Source organism: Citrobacter sp. Cf116, assembly GCF_030336505.1.
In the GTDB taxonomy this organism is placed as follows: domain Bacteria; phylum Pseudomonadota; class Gammaproteobacteria; order Enterobacterales; family Enterobacteriaceae; genus Citrobacter; species Citrobacter freundii.
Map to the genome: position 1 here is coordinate 301,727 of NZ_JAOWEQ010000040.1, position 16,797 is coordinate 318,523.

15 protein-coding genes are annotated in these 16,797 nt (G+C 53.8%); 10 read left to right on the plus strand and 5 right to left on the minus strand.

What is annotated here, in order from left to right:
- The first annotated feature begins 85 nt into the window (after positions 1–85).
- From mcbA to ybiJ, 5 genes are all read left to right on the plus strand, one after another.
- On the plus strand, positions 86–346 hold the full coding sequence (mcbA, locus tag OGV74_RS18155) for a DUF1471 family periplasmic protein McbA (RefSeq protein ID WP_003035239.1): 261 nt from the start codon (positions 86–88) through the stop codon (positions 344–346).
- 292 nt (positions 347–638) lie between these two features.
- A complete protein-coding gene (locus OGV74_RS18160) occupies positions 639–2,924 on the plus strand; it encodes a catecholate siderophore receptor Fiu (protein WP_086504942.1) in 2,286 nt (761 codons plus the stop codon).
- A gap of 43 nt (positions 2,925–2,967) precedes the next feature.
- Positions 2,968–3,645, plus strand: coding sequence for a PKHD-type hydroxylase YbiX (ybiX, locus tag OGV74_RS18165; protein WP_003035235.1), 678 nt, complete (start codon positions 2,968–2,970; stop codon positions 3,643–3,645).
- 78 nt (positions 3,646–3,723) lie between these two features.
- Positions 3,724–3,990 (plus strand): DksA/TraR family C4-type zinc finger protein, encoded by a 267-nt coding sequence (locus OGV74_RS18170; protein WP_003035233.1) that lies wholly within the window; start codon positions 3,724–3,726, stop codon positions 3,988–3,990.
- A gap of 303 nt (positions 3,991–4,293) precedes the next feature.
- Positions 4,294–4,554, plus strand: coding sequence for a DUF1471 family protein YbiJ (gene ybiJ, locus OGV74_RS18175; protein ID WP_003035231.1), 261 nt, complete (start codon positions 4,294–4,296; stop codon positions 4,552–4,554).
- A 97-nt stretch (positions 4,555–4,651) separates the two neighbouring features.
- Here ybiJ and OGV74_RS18180 read toward each other — a convergent pair whose 3' ends face one another.
- From OGV74_RS18180 to rhlE, 4 genes are all read right to left on the minus strand, one after another.
- The gene (locus OGV74_RS18180; protein ID WP_057063405.1) at positions 4,652–5,737 is read right to left on the minus strand and encodes a malate/lactate/ureidoglycolate dehydrogenase; all 1,086 of its coding nucleotides are present in this window, start codon (positions 5,735–5,737) and stop codon (positions 4,652–4,654) included.
- 162 nt (positions 5,738–5,899) lie between these two features.
- Positions 5,900–6,868 carry a DNA-binding protein YbiB gene (gene ybiB, locus OGV74_RS18185; RefSeq protein WP_003035227.1) on the minus strand — a complete coding sequence of 323 codons (969 nt, stop codon included), beginning with the start codon at positions 6,866–6,868 and terminating at the stop codon, positions 5,900–5,902.
- A gap of 29 nt (positions 6,869–6,897) precedes the next feature.
- Positions 6,898–9,048: an ATP-dependent DNA helicase DinG gene (gene dinG / locus OGV74_RS18190; protein WP_057063406.1), complete on the minus strand. Its 2,151-nt coding sequence runs from the start codon at positions 9,046–9,048 to the stop codon at positions 6,898–6,900.
- A gap of 96 nt (positions 9,049–9,144) precedes the next feature.
- Entirely contained in the window at positions 9,145–10,491 is a 1,347-nt protein-coding gene (gene rhlE, locus OGV74_RS18195; RefSeq protein WP_086503862.1) for an ATP-dependent RNA helicase RhlE, read from the minus strand.
- A 221-nt stretch (positions 10,492–10,712) separates the two neighbouring features.
- Here rhlE and cecR point away from each other — a divergent pair, with 221 nt between their 5' ends.
- Genes cecR through OGV74_RS18220 form a run of 5 tightly spaced genes read left to right on the plus strand, consistent with a single transcriptional unit; the run spans position 10,713 to position 16,354 of the window.
- Positions 10,713–11,390, plus strand: a complete 678-nt coding sequence (gene cecR, locus OGV74_RS18200) for a transcriptional regulator CecR (protein ID WP_003035216.1) — start codon at positions 10,713–10,715, stop codon at positions 11,388–11,390.
- The gene (gene hlyD, locus OGV74_RS18205) at positions 11,387–12,382 is read left to right on the plus strand and encodes a secretion protein HlyD (RefSeq protein ID WP_003837029.1); all 996 of its coding nucleotides are present in this window, start codon (positions 11,387–11,389) and stop codon (positions 12,380–12,382) included. The genes cecR and hlyD overlap by 4 nt, the downstream gene beginning before the upstream one ends.
- Positions 12,375–14,111 (plus strand): ATP-binding cassette domain-containing protein, encoded by a 1,737-nt coding sequence (locus tag OGV74_RS18210; RefSeq protein WP_003845404.1) that lies wholly within the window; start codon positions 12,375–12,377, stop codon positions 14,109–14,111. Before hlyD ends, OGV74_RS18210 begins: the two co-directional genes overlap by 8 nt.
- The gene (locus OGV74_RS18215; protein WP_003845402.1) at positions 14,104–15,237 is read left to right on the plus strand and encodes an ABC transporter permease; all 1,134 of its coding nucleotides are present in this window, start codon (positions 14,104–14,106) and stop codon (positions 15,235–15,237) included. Before OGV74_RS18210 ends, OGV74_RS18215 begins: the two co-directional genes overlap by 8 nt.
- Positions 15,238–15,247: 10 nt before the next feature.
- Entirely contained in the window at positions 15,248–16,354 is a 1,107-nt protein-coding gene (locus OGV74_RS18220; protein ID WP_003837035.1) for an ABC transporter permease, read from the plus strand.
- Here OGV74_RS18220 and OGV74_RS18225 read toward each other — a convergent pair.
- Positions 16,316–16,726, minus strand: coding sequence for a YbhQ family protein (locus tag OGV74_RS18225; protein ID WP_003035203.1), 411 nt, complete (start codon positions 16,724–16,726; stop codon positions 16,316–16,318). The two genes, OGV74_RS18220 and OGV74_RS18225, sit on opposite strands and share 39 nt — an antisense overlap.
- Positions 16,727–16,797: the final 71 nt, after the last annotated feature.

Genomic DNA, 16,797 nt, shown 5'->3' on the forward strand with positions numbered 1-16,797 from the left:
TCATCACCAGTTTTTTGCGGTAAATGTCATCCGCTGACGACCTAAACTTATCAGGCACACCTGTTGTTTTTCAGAGGATATCACCATGAAGAAATGCCTCACATTACTTGCCGCTACCGTACTTACCGGCATGACATTTGCCTCCTTTGCTGCACAGCCATACACCAGCCCAGCTACCGGTCAGCTACAAGCTTCCGGCACAGTATCCGCTACCGGCGCCTCTAACCTGAGCGACCTTGAAGACAAGCTGGCAGAGAAAGCGAAAGAACAAGGGGCAAAAGGCTTTGTTGTTAATTCTGCAGGCGGTAAAAACCAGATGTACGGTACCGCAACTATCTATAAGTAGCCCCCACCTCCTCCCAACTGCATTCGCCCCGAATGCAGTTTTCTGCACGCTGTTCACTTCATTTTCGGCTCAATTTGTAATCAATATGTTGGCATTTTGAATCCAATGTAAATAAATGTATTTATTTTTGAATTAATGAATGCTAAAACGTCGCACTGATTAGAAATGATTATTAAAATCATTATCAATTACACATTCATTTTCGCGAGACCTGCAGGGTACAACATCCACAGAGATGTCCCTTCGCGTGAGTGAAACCGTCTACTCAAAAAATAATAAGTCATTAATTAAAATGGATAAAAATCGCAACTTGCCGTCCAGTAGTTTTCATTCACTGACTTTTTTTGCCGGTCTGTGCATTGGCCTGTCCCCGGTAGCCCAGGCTGTCGCAGCAGGCGATCAGGACAAAAAACCAGAAGATACGTTGGTCGTTGAAGCGGCCAAACCTTCGCTGTACGCCCCAACACAGTCTGCCGACCCTAAATTCTCCCGCCCGGTGGCGGATACCACCCGCACCATGACGGTGATTTCTGAGCAGGTGATTAAGGATCAAGGCGCAACAAATTTGACCGATGCGCTGAAAAACGTACCGGGCGTTGGCGCGTTTTTCGCTGGTGAAAACGGCAACTCCACTACCGGTGATGCGGTTTATATGCGTGGCGCGGATACTTCGAACAGTATTTATATCGACGGTGTTCGTGATATCGGCAGCGTCACGCGCGATACCTTCAATACCGAACAGGTCGAAGTGATTAAAGGTCCTTCCGGTACCGACTATGGACGTAGCGCGCCGACTGGCTCTATCAATATGATCAGCAAACAGCCGCGTACCGACTCAGGAATCGATGCGTCGGCCAGCGTCGGTAGCGCCTGGTTCCGCCGTGGTACGCTGGACATTAACCAGGTTATCGGCGACACCACCGCCGCACGCTTAAACCTGATGGGTGAAAAAACACATGATGCCGGTCGCGACAATGTTAAGAATGAACGTTACGGCGTGGCCCCCTCACTTGCTTTTGGCTTAGGCACCGAGAACCGACTGTATCTGAACTATCTGCACGTTACTCAACACAACACACCGGATGGAGGCATTCCCACCATCGGCCTGCCGGGTTACTCCGCGCCTTCCGCAGGGACGTCTGCACTGAATCATTCAGGAAAAGTTGATACGCATAACTTCTACGGCACCAACTCGGATTACGACGATTCGACGACCGATACCGCGACGATGCGTTTTGAACATGACCTGAGCGACAGCACCACGATTCGCAACACTACCCGCTGGTCGCGCATTAAACAGGATTATCTGATGACGGCGGTGATGGGCGGTGCGTCTAATATTACGCAACCAACCAGCAGCGTCGACACCTGGACCTGGTCACGCCTGGCAAATACCAAAGATGTCAGTAACAAAATCCTGACCAACCAGACCAACCTGACCTCAAAGTTTTACACGGGATCCATCGGTCACGACATCAGCACTGGCGTGGAGTTGACGCGCGAAACACAAACCAACTATGGCGTAGCCCCGATTACCCCGCCGCCGGTTAATATTTATCATCCCAACAGCGACGTGAATATCGGCGGATTATCGCGTAACGGCGCCAACGCTAACGGGCAAACCGATACCTTTGGCGTATACGCTTTTGATACGCTACAAATTACCCGTGAGTTTGAGCTGAACGGTGGTATTCGCCTCGACAATTACCGCACTGAATATGACAGCGCCACCGCTTGCGGCGCTTCTGGCCGTGGTGCAGTGGCATGTCCGACAGGCGTCACCAAAGGTTCCCCGGTCACCACTGTGGATACGGCCAAATCAGGCAATCTGGTGAACTGGAAAGCGGGCGCGCTGTATCACCTGACCGATAACGGCAATGTCTACATTAACTATGCCGTTTCTCAGCAACCGCCGGGCGGCAGCAACTTTGCCCTTGCTCAGGGCGGAAGCGGTAACAGCGCAAACCGTACCGACTTCAAACCGCAGAAAGCGAAAACTAGCGAGATTGGCACCAAATGGGAGGTGCTGGATAAGCGCCTGCTGCTAACCGCCGCAATTTTCCGCACGGATATTGAGAATGAAGTTGAGCAGAACGACGACGGTACCTATTCCCAGTACGGGGAGAAACGCGTTGAAGGCTACGAGCTCTCGGTAGCAGGCAACATCACCCCCGCATGGCAGGTTATTGGGGGTTACACCCAGCAACGCGCCACCATCCACAGCGGCAAAAACGTTGCTCAGGATGGTTCTTCTTCCCTGCCCTATACGCCGGAACATGCGTTCACGCTGTGGAGCCAGTATCAAGCAACCGACGATGTTTCCGTTGGCGCAGGCGCTCGCTACGTGGGCAGTATGCATCGCGGTTCGGACGGCGCCGTGGGTACGCCATCCTACACTGAAGGTTACTGGGTCGCCGACGCCAAACTGGGCTATCGCGTGAATCGCAATCTCGATTTCCAGCTAAACGTCTATAACCTGTTCGACACCGATTATGTATCCTCCATAAACAAGAGTGGATACCGTTATCATCCAGGCGAGCCAAGAACTTTCCTGCTCACAGCCAATATGCATTTCTGATCCATCGCGTGGGGCGAAAGCCCCACTTTCAGGAGAAACACTGATGATGTACCACATTCCCGGCGTTCTGTCGGCGCAGGATGTAGCCTGGTTTCGCGAGCAACTGGACGCAGCCGACTGGGTTGATGGCCGCGCAACCACCGGCGCTCAGGGGGCGCAGGTTAAAAACAACCAGCAGGTAAATACGCAAAGTGAACGCTACGGCGTTTTACAACAGGCGGTACAGACTGCGGTAAATAACAGCGCGCTTTTCTTCGCCGCAGCACTACCGAAAACGCTCTCCACACCGCTGTTTAATCGCTACCAGGACAACGAGACCTATGGTTTTCACGTTGACGGTGCGGTGCGTAGCCATCCTGAAAACGGCTGGATGCGCACAGACCTTTCCGCAACCTTATTCCTGAGTAACCCGGATGATTATGAAGGAGGAGAACTGCTAGTCAATGATACCTACGGCCAGCATGCGGTGAAGCTTCCGGCAGGCGATCTGGTGCTTTACCCTTCCAGCAGCCTACACTGCGTAACGCCAGTAACCCATGGCGTTCGTGTGGCATCCTTTATGTGGATCCAGTCGATGATCCGTGACGACAAAAATCGCGCCATGCTTTTTGAACTGGATAAAAACATTCAATCCCTGAAGGCTCGTCATGGGGAGAGCAACGAAATCCTGTCATTACTCAATCTCTACCATAACCTGCTGCGCGAATGGTCTGAAATCTGATACTGCTGGCGCATGGTCGTTTTTCAGCCATCACCTTCGCTATACTTAGTCTGTAGACATCAGCAGCAGGAGGTACACATGGCATCCGGATGGGCAAATGACGACGCAGTTAACGAACAGATCAACAATACTATTGAAGATGCTGTTGCCCGCGCCCGCGGTGAGTTACCGACCGGGGAAAGTCTGTATGAATGCGAAGAATGTGGCAATCCTATCCCTCAGGCCAGACGTGAGGCCGTGCCAGGGGTACGCTTGTGCATCACTTGCCAACAGGATAAAGATTCACATAGCGCGGCATTTTCAGGATATAATCGCAGAGGTTCGAAAGACAGCCAGCTACGTTGACTCATCTTTACCAAAAGTTTCAGCGCATACGATTTCCTTTACGAGCACGCTTTTTCGCACTCTGTGTGGCAAAATGTGCCGTTGTTGGTTTCTCCGTAAAGCGCAATGACAAGAACTGTAAATCCCTCGTCTGAATTTATTAATATTCAATAAGTTATTTGTCATTCAATTTTTTTGATTGATGTCGTCAATTCTATTCGATTTTCTCTCACCAAAAAAAACGTGATACTTATCACATCGACGGAACAACGTCTTCTTAAAGAACACTGACTACTAACAGAACAACCCTGCGAGAGATTAATCATGAAAAATATCAAATTTGCTGTTGCTGCCATCGCCCTGTCTACCCTGTCATTTGGCGTTTTCGCTGCCGAGCCGGTTTCCTCCACTCAGGCACAAAGCATGAATAAAATTGGTGTAGTTTCTGCTGATGGTGCCACCACACTGGATGGCCTGGAAGCCAAACTGGCTGAGAAAGCGGCTGCTGCTGGCGCAACTGGTTACAGCATCACTTCCGCTGTCGGTAAAGACAAAATGAGCGGCACCGCGGTTATCTATAAATAACCGAAAGATTACCTGTACGACCCAATGCTCCAACCCTCATTGACCCTGTTTGTTACCCTTTGTTTGCCCGTCCGCCACTGGACGGGCTTTTTTTTGCTTAGTGTTCAAGTCGTTGACGGAATTCCTGCAACACGGCGTCCGGCATGCCTATTTGCAGCGCCGCCTCGCAAATCGCCTGCCAGCTTCCGGCATCCAGCGGAATACCGTGTTCCAGCCGTTCCTCGCGAGTATTCACTTCCCACTCACCTGGCAACAGGATCGGGGCATCTTCAGCATGCGGGGACGCTTTCACCCACTCAGCAAATGCTGCGACCTGGTTGTCGCAGTCCGGCGCGCCGAACAGTTCCGGATTCATAATAATAGTGGTCATACAGTTGATGATGGCGTCCGGGCTGGTCTGCAGGCTCTCTTCATGTGTGGTTTTACCCCCTGAAAGCGCGCCACCCATAATTTCGCACATCGCCGCCAGCGCATAACCTTTGTGCTGGGCAAAGGTGAGCAACGACCCCAGCGGAGAAACCTGCATTACCGCAGGATCCGTTGTAGGCACCCCCGCCACATCAATCAGACATCCAGGAGCTACCGGCTCGCCCTTATGCCATGCCACACGGGTTTTACCAAACGCGATGGCGCTGGTTGCATAGTCCAGCAATAGCGGGAAGGTATTTTTACGCGGAAAAACAACGCAGAAGGGGTTAGTGCCAAAACGACTATCGCGGCCATGAAACGGTGCAACCATCGGGATCCCGACCACGCTCACAAAATGCACTGAGACAAAACCTGCCGCCGCACATTGCTCCGCCCAGTAGCCAATACGTCCGATATGATGCGAATTATGTAATGCCACGGCGGCGATACCGTGCTGGCGAGCTTTTTCAATCCCCAGCGTGATGGCTTCGTGAGCCGCCACCTGACCAAAGGCACAATCGCCATCAAGCGTAATCACCGCCCCTGCATCTTTTACCACTTTGGCATGACGGTTGATTTGTAGATGCCCCAGCGAGAATGAACGAATATAGCTTGGGATCATACCGATGCCGTGGGAGTCGTGACCGGCGAGGTTAGAGGCTATCAGATGATCGGCCACCAGCCGCGCCTCCTGATCATTGCTTCCCATCTGATGAAAAACGGCCTGGATAAAGGCGTGCAGCGTTGGCACATGGAAGCGATGTCCACTGTTCATTGTTATCTCCTGTTGTGTCGCGTGTTTGTTGTGTTTCTTATTTTTCAACAAACTATGCTGCGCCACGGCGCTCAGGAGGTCAATAAACGTGCAGAAATTTCACGTTGCCGAAAAGAGAAAACCGACAGACCAGGTAAAAGGCCCGTCGGGATAACAAATGAATCAGAAGCTTTGCTCGACGCGAGCAAGTCCTTCGGCAAGCGAGGCGGATTCACCGGTTGCCACCAGGCAGCAGGCCATCTGAATTTTCAACGATGCCGGGACCGGCTCACTGCCAGCCAGACAACGCTCAATCCAGCGCGCGGTGGTTTCCGGATCTTTTGCCACCGGCAGCGGTACTGGCTCGTCAGGCATCTCGCTCTGTCGGTCCTGTAACACTCGCACGCCGGATGAATCTATCAGGCTTATCTGCGGGCAGCGCTGCGGGTTGGCATACACTTCGCCCTCGGTACCATGCATCAACAGGCCGCGCCCACCGATATCGCCGAAGAACTTCGCCACACGCGAGACGTATTCCGGGTGGGACACGCTGGAAAGACGCAGCGCCGCATCTTCAGCAAACGGCGTGGCTAATTTAGCCAGTGTGTGCGCACTGTTACGCACGCCCATGCGCCAGCGCATCGCCAGCTGTTTCTCCAGCGGAGGGCACAACGCGCTCACCGGAATAAACACCGGCTGATGACCATCCAGCTTTGCCTGCGCCTGCCCAGCATGCAGCGTTGGCGTAATCCCCATCAGTTCAAAAATGGTTTCTGTCAGCACGCGGGTTGGATCCTCACTGACACCGTGCACGACTACCGGGAAACCGAGCTTATGCAGTAAAATCGCCAGCAGCGGCGTCAAATTCGCCTGCTTGCGTGCACCATTGTAGCTGGGAATGACAATCGGCATGGGTTTGGCAACCGGCGGAGTCAGGCGAATGGTGTGGTTTTGCATCGCTTCGTAAAAGCCCAGCATCTCCGCTTCGCCTTCGCCTTTAATACGTAGCGCAATCAGCACCCCGCCCATCTCAAGGTCAGGTACGTCGCCGTTCATCATATGGGTATACAGTCCGCGAGCAGTATCCTTGTCCAGGTCACGCGCGTGATTTTTTCCTCGCCCAATCTCTTTAATGATTTTGCGGTAATCCATCGATAACTCCTTGCCTGTTGCTCGCATCGTTAACGCCGACGGCGGCGCGTGGGTTTCGCTTTTTCTTTTGGTTTTACTATAACGTCTGGCACAGCAGGTTGCTCTATCGGAAATATGGGTAACGCGTTCAGTAAACGCTTGCCATAGTTTTTGGTCAATAAACGTTTGTCATAAATAACCACTTCTCCCCAGCAGCCATGGCTACGGATGAGTCGCCCAACCTGCTGGATCAAATTGAACGACGCCGCGGGCAGGCTCTGCACCTCGAAGGGGTAGCGGTTCAGGCTTTTCAACCACTCGCCCTCGGTGATCACCACCGGGCTGTCGATCGGTGGAAAAGCAATTTTGTGAATATGCACCTGGGTCAGCAGGTCGCCTTTCAAGTCCAGACCTTCAGCAAAAGATTGCAGCCCAACCAGCACGCTGCGCTCGCCGTTGGTCACCCGTTTGCGGTGCAACTCTACCAGACGATAGCGCGGCTGATCGCCCTGCACCAACAACAGCAGGCGCAGATCGGTAACATGCTCAAGAAAACGCTGCATCGCCCGACCGCTGGCAAAGAGTACCAGCATCCCTTGATGCTTTTTACTTTCCAGCTGTTCGCGAAAATAGGCGGCCATTTCCGCGATATGCTGCTCTTCGTTATCAATTAACGGTTCGTAGCGCATCTGCGGAATGACGATTTTGCCCTGTTCAACGTGATTAAACGGTGAATCCAGCGCAACAAACCGATCTCCTGCTTTTTCCTTCAGACCACTCATCTCCTGCAAACGCGAGAAGCTGTTGAGCGAGCGCAGCGTTGCGGAAGTGACAATAATATGCGGGACGCTACGCCACAGCAGTCGTTCGAGCTGATCGCTCACACGGATCCCCACGCAGTGGAACCAGACGTGGATCTGCCCGTCACGCACCTCGCGCGTCGCCCATTTACTCACCGGCGCGCCTGACGACTGCGCGAGCGATGCCAGCCGCCACAGTTTGCTTTGCGCCTCAAACATGCCCAGCGCCCGGTTCATCTGCAAAATAACCCGATGCAGACGCACAATATCGTGAGTGCCGGTTTTTTCGCTGAGATCGTTGAGGAACAGTTCCGCCAGCCCGCGTAGCATTTCCGTAAGCTTTGCCAGACGCTGACAAATCTCCATCACTTCTGCAGGCAGTTCGCCCATCGCAAAGCGGTGTTCCGCCTCCTGAGTAGCAGGCATATACAGATTAAGAATGTTATTGAGCGATGAAATCAGTTCATACAGCTCTTCACAGTGACCGTTCAGACGCTCGGCATTCGCCAGCGGCGGCGTGGTTTTCGGGCGAAACTGTTCAAGACAGGTCGCCACTAATTTGCAAAACAGATCCAGCTGGAGCCGGTACCAGGGGGCGCTGATTTCCGCGCTCATCTCCAGCGCATCGCGCGCGACATCCGGCAAATGGTGGCCTTCATCAAGTACCAGCAACAGGTTTTTCGGCTCCGGCAAAACGGCTTCGCTTTCCATCGCCGCCATCACCAGCGCATGATTAGCCACCACCACTTCAGCTTCCTGAATCTCCCGGCGGGCGACAAAAAAAGGGCATTCACGATAGTAGTGACAGTTGCGATTCAGACAGCTAGCTTTATCGGTGCTCAGACGCTGCCAGAGTCCGTCGTCAATGGCGATATCGGTGTGATCGCGCAGCCCGTCCCACTTGTAGCTGTCGAGATCGCCTTTTAACCTGGCGCAGCGCTTTTGTTCTTCCTGGTTGTTGGGCGTCAGGTCATCGTCGAGAAAAGCCAGCAGATCCTGCTGATTGGGTTCAGTACTGGCCAGCGCCGCTAAGTTACGCGGGCAGACATAGCGTCCGCGACCAAACGCGGCGGTAAAACGCAGGTCGGGGATAATTTTGCGCAGCAGCGGTAAATCTTTGCTGTAGATCTGGTCCTGCAAAGCGACGTTGGCGGTGCTGACCACCAGCGTTTTTTGCTCTTCACGCGCGATGGCAATACCGGGAATCAGATACGACAGGGTTTTCCCCACTCCTGTCGGCGCTTCAATCGCCAGATGCCGCCCATCTTCCCCGGAAAGCGTTTTCGCGACGTCAGCAATCATTTGCCGCTGCGGTGCACGAGGGATAAAGTCGGGGATCTGTTCCTGAAGCGCCTTATACCAGGCGGCGATTTGCGCTTTTAACGCAGCCGTAAGTGCCATGAGAAAACCTGAAATACTGTATAAACAGCCACTATTGTGGCACTTTCTATCCCGTGTCGCAAAAAGAAAAGCCCGACCTTTCGGCCGGGCTCGCAATTACTGCGCTGTGGACGGTTTGCGCGGGCGGCGCGGTGGACGAGGTTTATCACCTGCCGGTTTGCCTTCGCCACTACGCGGCTTCGCTTTTGGCGCACCGCCATCCTGACGACGCGGCTGCTGGCCACGCCCTGCTCCGCCCTGCCCGCGACCACCGCCGCCGCCACGCTGCTGACGACCGTTCTGGATCGGCTCAGCTTTAATGGACGGATCTGGCTCGTAGCCTGGCGTCGCTATACGCGGGATCTCTTTTTTCAGCAGCTTCTCGATGTCACGCAGCAGCTTGTGTTCATCGACGCACACCAGAGACAACGCTTCGCCAGTAGCGGCGGCACGCCCGGTACGACCAATACGGTGCACATAATCTTCTGGGACGTTTGGCAGCTCGTAGTTCACCACGTGCGGTAACTCTTCAATGTCCAGACCACGCGCGGCAATATCGGTCGCTACCAGCACGCGAATATCACCGGATTTAAAATCAGCCAGCGCACGTGTACGCGCCCCCTGAGATTTATTACCGTGGATTGCCGCACTGCGGATGCCGTCTTTATTCAGCTGTTCTGCCAGATGGTTCGCGCCATGTTTGGTACGGGTAAACACCAGCACCTGCTGCCAGTTGCCCTGACCAATCATCTGTGACAACAGTTCACGTTTACGTTTTTTATCGACGAAATGAACGTGCTGAGTTACCTGCTCGGACGCGGTATTACGACGCGCCACTTCGATTTCCAGCGGGTTATGCAGCAGTTTTTCGGCCAGCGACTTAATGTCATCAGAGAACGTTGCCGAGAACAGCAGGTTCTGACGTTTTGCCGGCAGTTTTGCCAGAACGCGACGAATATCGTGAATAAAGCCCATATCCAGCATGCGGTCAGCTTCATCCAGTACCAGGATCTCCACCTGATCCAGTTTTACCGCGTTCTGATGCTCCAGATCGAGCAAACGACCCGGGGTGGCAATCAGTACATCCACACCGCCACGCAGTTTCATCATCTGCGGGTTAATGCTGACGCCGCCGAAGACCACCAGCGAGCGAATATTCAGATACTTACTGTAGTCACGGACGTTTTCGCCAATCTGGGCCGCCAGTTCACGGGTTGGCGTGAGGATCAGCGCACGAACCGGACGACGGCTTTTACCATGCGGCTGATTGGTAATCAGGTGCTGCAACAGCGGCAGGGTAAAACCTGCCGTTTTCCCCGTACCGGTCTGGGCGCTGGCCATCAGATCGCGGCCTTCCAGCACGGCAGGAATAGCCTGCTGCTGAATAGGGGTAGGTTCACGGTAACCCTGCTCGGCAACGGCACGTAAAATTTCAGGGTTTAAACCAAGGGAATCAAAAGACATAACAACTCCGAACCGCCCTGACCGTTACCGGTGTCGTTTTCAGGGAGATACATACAATAGAGATGACAAAAACCACAATGTCATGAAGGGGCGGAGTGTAGCAGTTTTTGTGATGTGCCGCATAAATTATCCCTTTACTGGAAAATAACCGTCCGGACTGGACAAGGCTGCGCATCAGTCATAATCTTAATCAATCGATTGATTAAGATCAGAGTCGTGCCATGAATACACCCACCATGACAACCAAAGGTGAACAGGCGAAGAACCAGCTCATTGCCGCTGCATTGGCGCAATTCGGCGAGTATGGTCTGCACGCCACGACGCGCGATATCGCTGCACAGGCCGGGCAAAACATTGCGGCTATCACCTACTATTTTGGCTCAAAAGAGGATTTATATCTCGCCTGCGCTCAGTGGATTGCAGATTTTATCGGCTCACAGTTTCGTCCGCACGCTGAAGAGGCCGAGCGTTTATTCGCTCAGCCAGAACCGGATCGTGGCGCGATGCGTGAACTGATCCTGCGCGCCTGCAAAAATATGATCATGCTGTTAACCCAGGACGACACCGTTAACCTGAGCAAATTTATCTCGCGTGAACAGCTTTCCCCCACTGCGGCTTATCAACTGGTGCACGACCAGGTTATCAATCCGCTGCATACACACCTGACGCGCCTGATTGCCGCCTATACCGGCGGCGATGCCAACGATACCCAAATGATTCTGCATACCCACGCCATACTCGGCGAGGTGCTGGCTTTTCGTCTGGGGAAAGAAACCATTCTGTTGCGTACGGGCTGGTCACAATTTGATGAGGATAAAACCGCGCTGATTGACCAAACGATCACCTGTCACATCGATCTTATTCTGCAAGGTTTAACGCAAAGGAGTCTGGAGTCATGAAAAAACCTGTCGTTCTCGGGCTGGTTATCGCGGCCCTCGTTGCCGTGATTGCCGGTGGAACGTGGTGGTATCAGAGTCGGCAAGATAACAGCCTGACGCTATACGGCAATGTCGATATACGTAGCGTCAACCTGAGTTTTCGCGTCGGCGGCAGACTGGCCTCGCTGACGGTTGATGAAGGCGATGCGATTACCGCCGGTCAGGTGCTGGGTGAACTGGACCGCGCACCGTATGAAAACGCATTGATGCAGGCAAAAGCCAACGTTGCCGCCGCGCAGGCGCAATACGATCTGATGCTGGCAGGGTATCGCGAAGAAGAGATCGCGCAAACCGCGGCGGCAGTCAAACAGGCGCAGGCCGCCTATGATTACGCGCAGAATTTTTACAATCGGCAGGTAGGATTGTGGAAAAGCCGTACCATTTCTGCCAACGATCTGGAAAACGCGCGTTCATCTCGCGATCAGGCGTTAGCTTCACTGAAATCCGCGCAGGATAAACTCACGCAGTATCGCAGCGGTAATCGTGTGCAGGACATCGAACAGGCAAAAGCCACGCTCGAACAAGCTCAGGCCGAGCTGGCACAGGCAGAGCTTAATTTGCATGACACCACGCTGACCTCGCCGTCTGACGGCACGCTTCTCACCCGCGCGGTTGAACCCGGCAGCATGCTGAACGAAGGGAGCACGGTACTGACGCTGTCGCTCACGCGTCCGGTATGGGTCCGCGCCTACGTTGACGAACGCAATCTGAGCCAGGCGCAGCCAGGACGTGAGATCCTGCTCTATACCGACGGTCGCCCGGACAAACCGTATCACGGCAAAATCGGCTTTGTGTCACCAACCGCCGAATTTACGCCGAAAACGGTCGAGACTCCTGATCTGCGCACCGATCTGGTGTATCGCCTGCGAATTGTCGTAACCGATGCGGACGATGCGCTACGTCAGGGAATGCCGGTAACGATAAAATTTGGCGATGAGGCACGGCATGAATGACGCCGTCATTACGCTTAAAGGGCTGACGAAAAACTTTGCTGGAATGGAAAAACCGGCCGTCGCCCCGCTCGACTGTATCGTGCATGCGGGCTACGTGACCGGGCTTGTCGGGCCGGACGGCGCGGGCAAAACCACGTTGATGCGCATGCTGGCGGGATTATTAAAACCTGATGCCGGAAGTGCTGCGGTAATTGGTTTTGACCCCATCAAAGACGACAGCGCGCTGCACGCGGTGCTGGGCTATATGCCGCAGAAATTTGGTCTGTATGAAGATTTGACCGTCATGGAGAACCTCAATCTCTATGCCGATTTGCGCAGCGTCACCGGTGAGGCGCGAGAAAAAACCTTTGCCCGACTACTGGAGTTTACCTCACTGGGGCCATTTACCGGACGACTGGCCGGCAAACTTTCCGGCGGCATGAAGCAGAAGCTCGGGCTAGCCTGTACGCTGGTCGGCGAACCCAAAGTGTTGCTGCTGGATGAGCCAGGTGTGGGTGTCGACCCAATTTCCCGTCGCGAACTGTGGCAAATGGTCCACGAACTGGCCGGAGACGGCATGCTGATCCTCTGGAGTACGTCGTATCTGGATGAAGCAGAGCAATGCCGTGATGTGCTGCTGATGAACGAAGGCGAATTGTTATACCAGGGCGATCCTACTCAGCTTACGCAAACCATGGCTGGTCGCAGCTTCCTGATGAGCAGTCCGCAGGAAAATAACCGCCGACTGCTGCAACGCGCGTTAAAACTACCGCTGGTCAGCGACGGAATGATTCAGGGGAAATCCGTCCGTTTAATCCTGAAAAAAGAGGCGACAGCTCAGCAGATCCAAAACGCTGACGGCATGCCGCAGATAACCATCAATGAAACTGCACCCCGCTTCGAAGATGCCTTTATCGATTTACTCGGCGGAGCCGGAACATCGGAATCCCCGCTGGGCGCTATCCTGCATACCGTAGAAGGTACGCCTGGCGAAACGGTGATCGAAGCCAAAGCGCTGACCAAGAAGTTTGGCGATTTTGCCGCGACCGACCACGTAGACTTTTCCGTACAGCGCGGCGAGATTTTTGGTCTGTTAGGACCCAACGGTGCCGGCAAATCCACCACCTTTAAAATGATGTGCGGCCTGCTGGTCCCCACCTCCGGTAAAGCGCTGGTGCTGGATATGGACCTGAAAGTCAGCTCCGGCAAAGCGCGTCAGCATCTGGGCTATATGGCGCAGAAATTCTCCCTGTACGGTAACCTGACGGTTGAACAAAATCTGCGTTTTTTCTCCGGCGTCTACGGCCTGCGTGGTCGGGCGCAGAAGGAGAAAATCGATCGAATGAGCGAGGCATTTGGCCTGAAGAGTATCGCTTCCCACGCCACCGACGAACTGCCGCTAGGGTTTAAGCAGCGTCTGGCGCTGGCCTGCTCGCTGATGCATGAACCCGACATTCTGTTCCTTGATGAACCCACTTCCGGGGTCGATCCCCTCACCCGTCGTGAGTTCTGGTTGCATATCAACAGCATGGTGGAAAAAGGCGTCACGGTGATGGTGACCACCCACTTTATGGACGAGGCGGAATACTGCGATCGCATCGGGTTGGTGTATCGCGGCAAACTGATTGCCAGCGGAACACCGGACGACCTGAAAGCTCAGGCTGCCGACAGCGACACTCCGGACCCGACCATGGAGCAGGCGTTCATTACGCTAATCAATGACTGGGATAAGGAGCATACGCATGAGTAACTCCTCTCTCTCCTGGCGTCGCGTACGTGCGCTGTGCGTGAAAGAAACCCGCCAGATCGTTCGCGATCCCAGCAGTTGGCTGATTGCGGTGGTGATCCCGCTGCTGCTGCTGTTTATCTTCGGCTACGGGATAAACCTCGACTCCAGCAAGCTGCGGGTCGGGATTTTGCTCGAACAGCAAAGCGAAGAGGCGCTGGATTTTACCCATACTATGACCGGTTCGCCGTATATTGACGCCACCATCAGCGATAACCGGCAGGAATTGATTGAGAAAATGCAGGCCGGGCGCATTCGTGGGCTGGTGGTGATCCCTGTGGATTTTGCCCAGCAGATGGCGCGACCTAATGACGTGGCACCGATCCAGGTGATCACCGATGGCAGCGAACCCAATACCGCCAACTTTGTGCAGGGTTATGTCGAAGGTATCTGGCAGATTTGGCAGCAACAGCGGGCGGAAGATCGTGGGGAATCGTTCGAGCCTTTGATCGACGTGCAAACACGCTACTGGTTTAACCCGGCGGCCATCAGCCAGCATTTTATTATTCCCGGGGCGGTAACCATCATCATGACGGTGATTGGCGCGATCCTCACCTCATTAGTGGTGGCGCGCGAATGGGAACGCGGAACCATGGAGGCACTGCTTTCTACCGAAGTTACCCGCGTCGAATTACTGCTGTGTAAACTGATCCCCTATTATTTCCTCGGCATGCTGGCGATGCTGCTGTGTATGCTGGTGTCGGTATTTATTCTTGGCGTGCCCTATCGCGGCTCGTTGCTGATCCTGTTTTTCATTACCAGCCTGTTTCTGCTCAGTACGCTTGGCATGGGGTTGCTTATTTCCACCATCACCCGCAACCAGTTTAACGCCGCGCAGGTCGCGCTGAACGCCGCTTTCCTGCCCTCGATTATGTTGTCAGGTTTTATCTTCCAGATAGACAGCATGCCCGCGATTATCCGGGCGGTAACCTACATTATTCCGGCTCGTTATTTCGTCAGTACCCTGCAAAGCCTGTTTCTGGCGGGAAATATTCCAGTGGTGCTGATTATTAACGTGCTGTTTTTAATCGCTTCGGCGGTGATGTTTATTGGCCTGACGTGGCTTAAAACCAAACGTCGGCTGGATTAAGGGGACGGGCATGTTTCATCGCTTATGGACATTAATTCGCAAAGAGCTGCAATCGCTATTACGCGAACCGCAGACGCGAGCCATTCTGATTTTACCGGTGCTGATTCAGGTGATCCTGTTCCCGTTCGCGGCAACGCTGGAAGTCACCAACGCCACGATCGCTATCTATAACGAAGACAACGGTAAACATTCGGTTGAGCTTACCCAGCGCTTCGCCCGCGCCAGCGCTTTTACGCATGTTCTGCTGCTGAAAAGCCCGCAGGAGATTAAGCCTACCATCGATACGCAAAAAGCCCTGCTGCTGGTGCGCTTCCCGGCCAATTTTTCGCGCAACCTGGACACCTTCCAGCAAGCTCCTATGCAGATTATCCTCGACGGGCGTAACTCCAACAGCGCGCAAATTGCCGCCAATTACCTGCAGCAAATCGTTAAGACGTATCAGCAGGAGCTGATGGACGGCAAGCCGAAACCAAACAACAGCGAGCTGGTCGTGCGTAACTGGTACAACCCGAATCTGGATTATAAATGGTTCGTGGTGCCGTCGCTGATCGCCATGATCACCACTATCGGCGTAATGATCGTCACCTCGCTTTCGGTTGCTCGCGAGCGCGAGCAAGGTACGCTGGATCAGCTGCTGGTCTCCCCGCTTACCACCTGGCAGATTTTCATCGGTAAAGCTGTGCCCGCGCTGATTGTGGCTACTTTTCAGGCCACCATTGTGCTAGCAATTGGTATCTGGGCTTATGACATTCCATTTGCCGGTTCACTGGGGTTGTTCTATTTCACAATGGTAATTTACGGGCTGTCGCTGGTCGGCTTTGGTCTGCTGATTTCATCGCTGTGCGCCACCCAGCAGCAAGCGTTTATCGGCGTGTTTGTGTTTATGATGCCGGCGATTTTACTCTCGGGCTACGTCTCACCGGTCGAAAACATGCCGGTCTGGTTGCAGAATCTGACGTGGATAAACCCGATCCGCCATTTTACGGACATCACGAAACAGATTTACCTGAAGGATGCGAGTCTGCAGATTGTCTGGGGAAGTTTGTGGCCGCTGTTGGTGATAGCGGCCACAACCGGCTCAGCGGCGTATGCGATGTTTCGACGTAAGGTGATGTAGCTTTTTGTCTTTCGCCAGCAGCGAGACCACGGCGGGTCCGGCCAGGATCACCAGACCCGCCAGTGCCAGCAAGACGTTGTTTTGCAGCACGCGCGACAGCAACCACAGCACGATCATTGCGGCACCGAAATACCACGTGGTAGTCAGCTCTTCCAGCACATCAGCGACGTCACGCCAGCGTTGTTCATGGTGACGTTGCAAGGCCAGCATTAATAAAACCGTTACGCCGTAAACGACGCATAATCCCAGGCCGACGCGCACCAGCGTGCCGCTCATCCAGCCCATTACCAGCAACGCCACTACCAGTAAATGCAACACAATCTGCCAGCAACTTAGACCCGTTGCGACACGAACACGTTGTTGCCACCTCATGGCTTTTCTCCTGAAGGATTTTCAACTAATTGTTCAGAGTACCGGACTTTACGGAAAATTCCGCAACACTG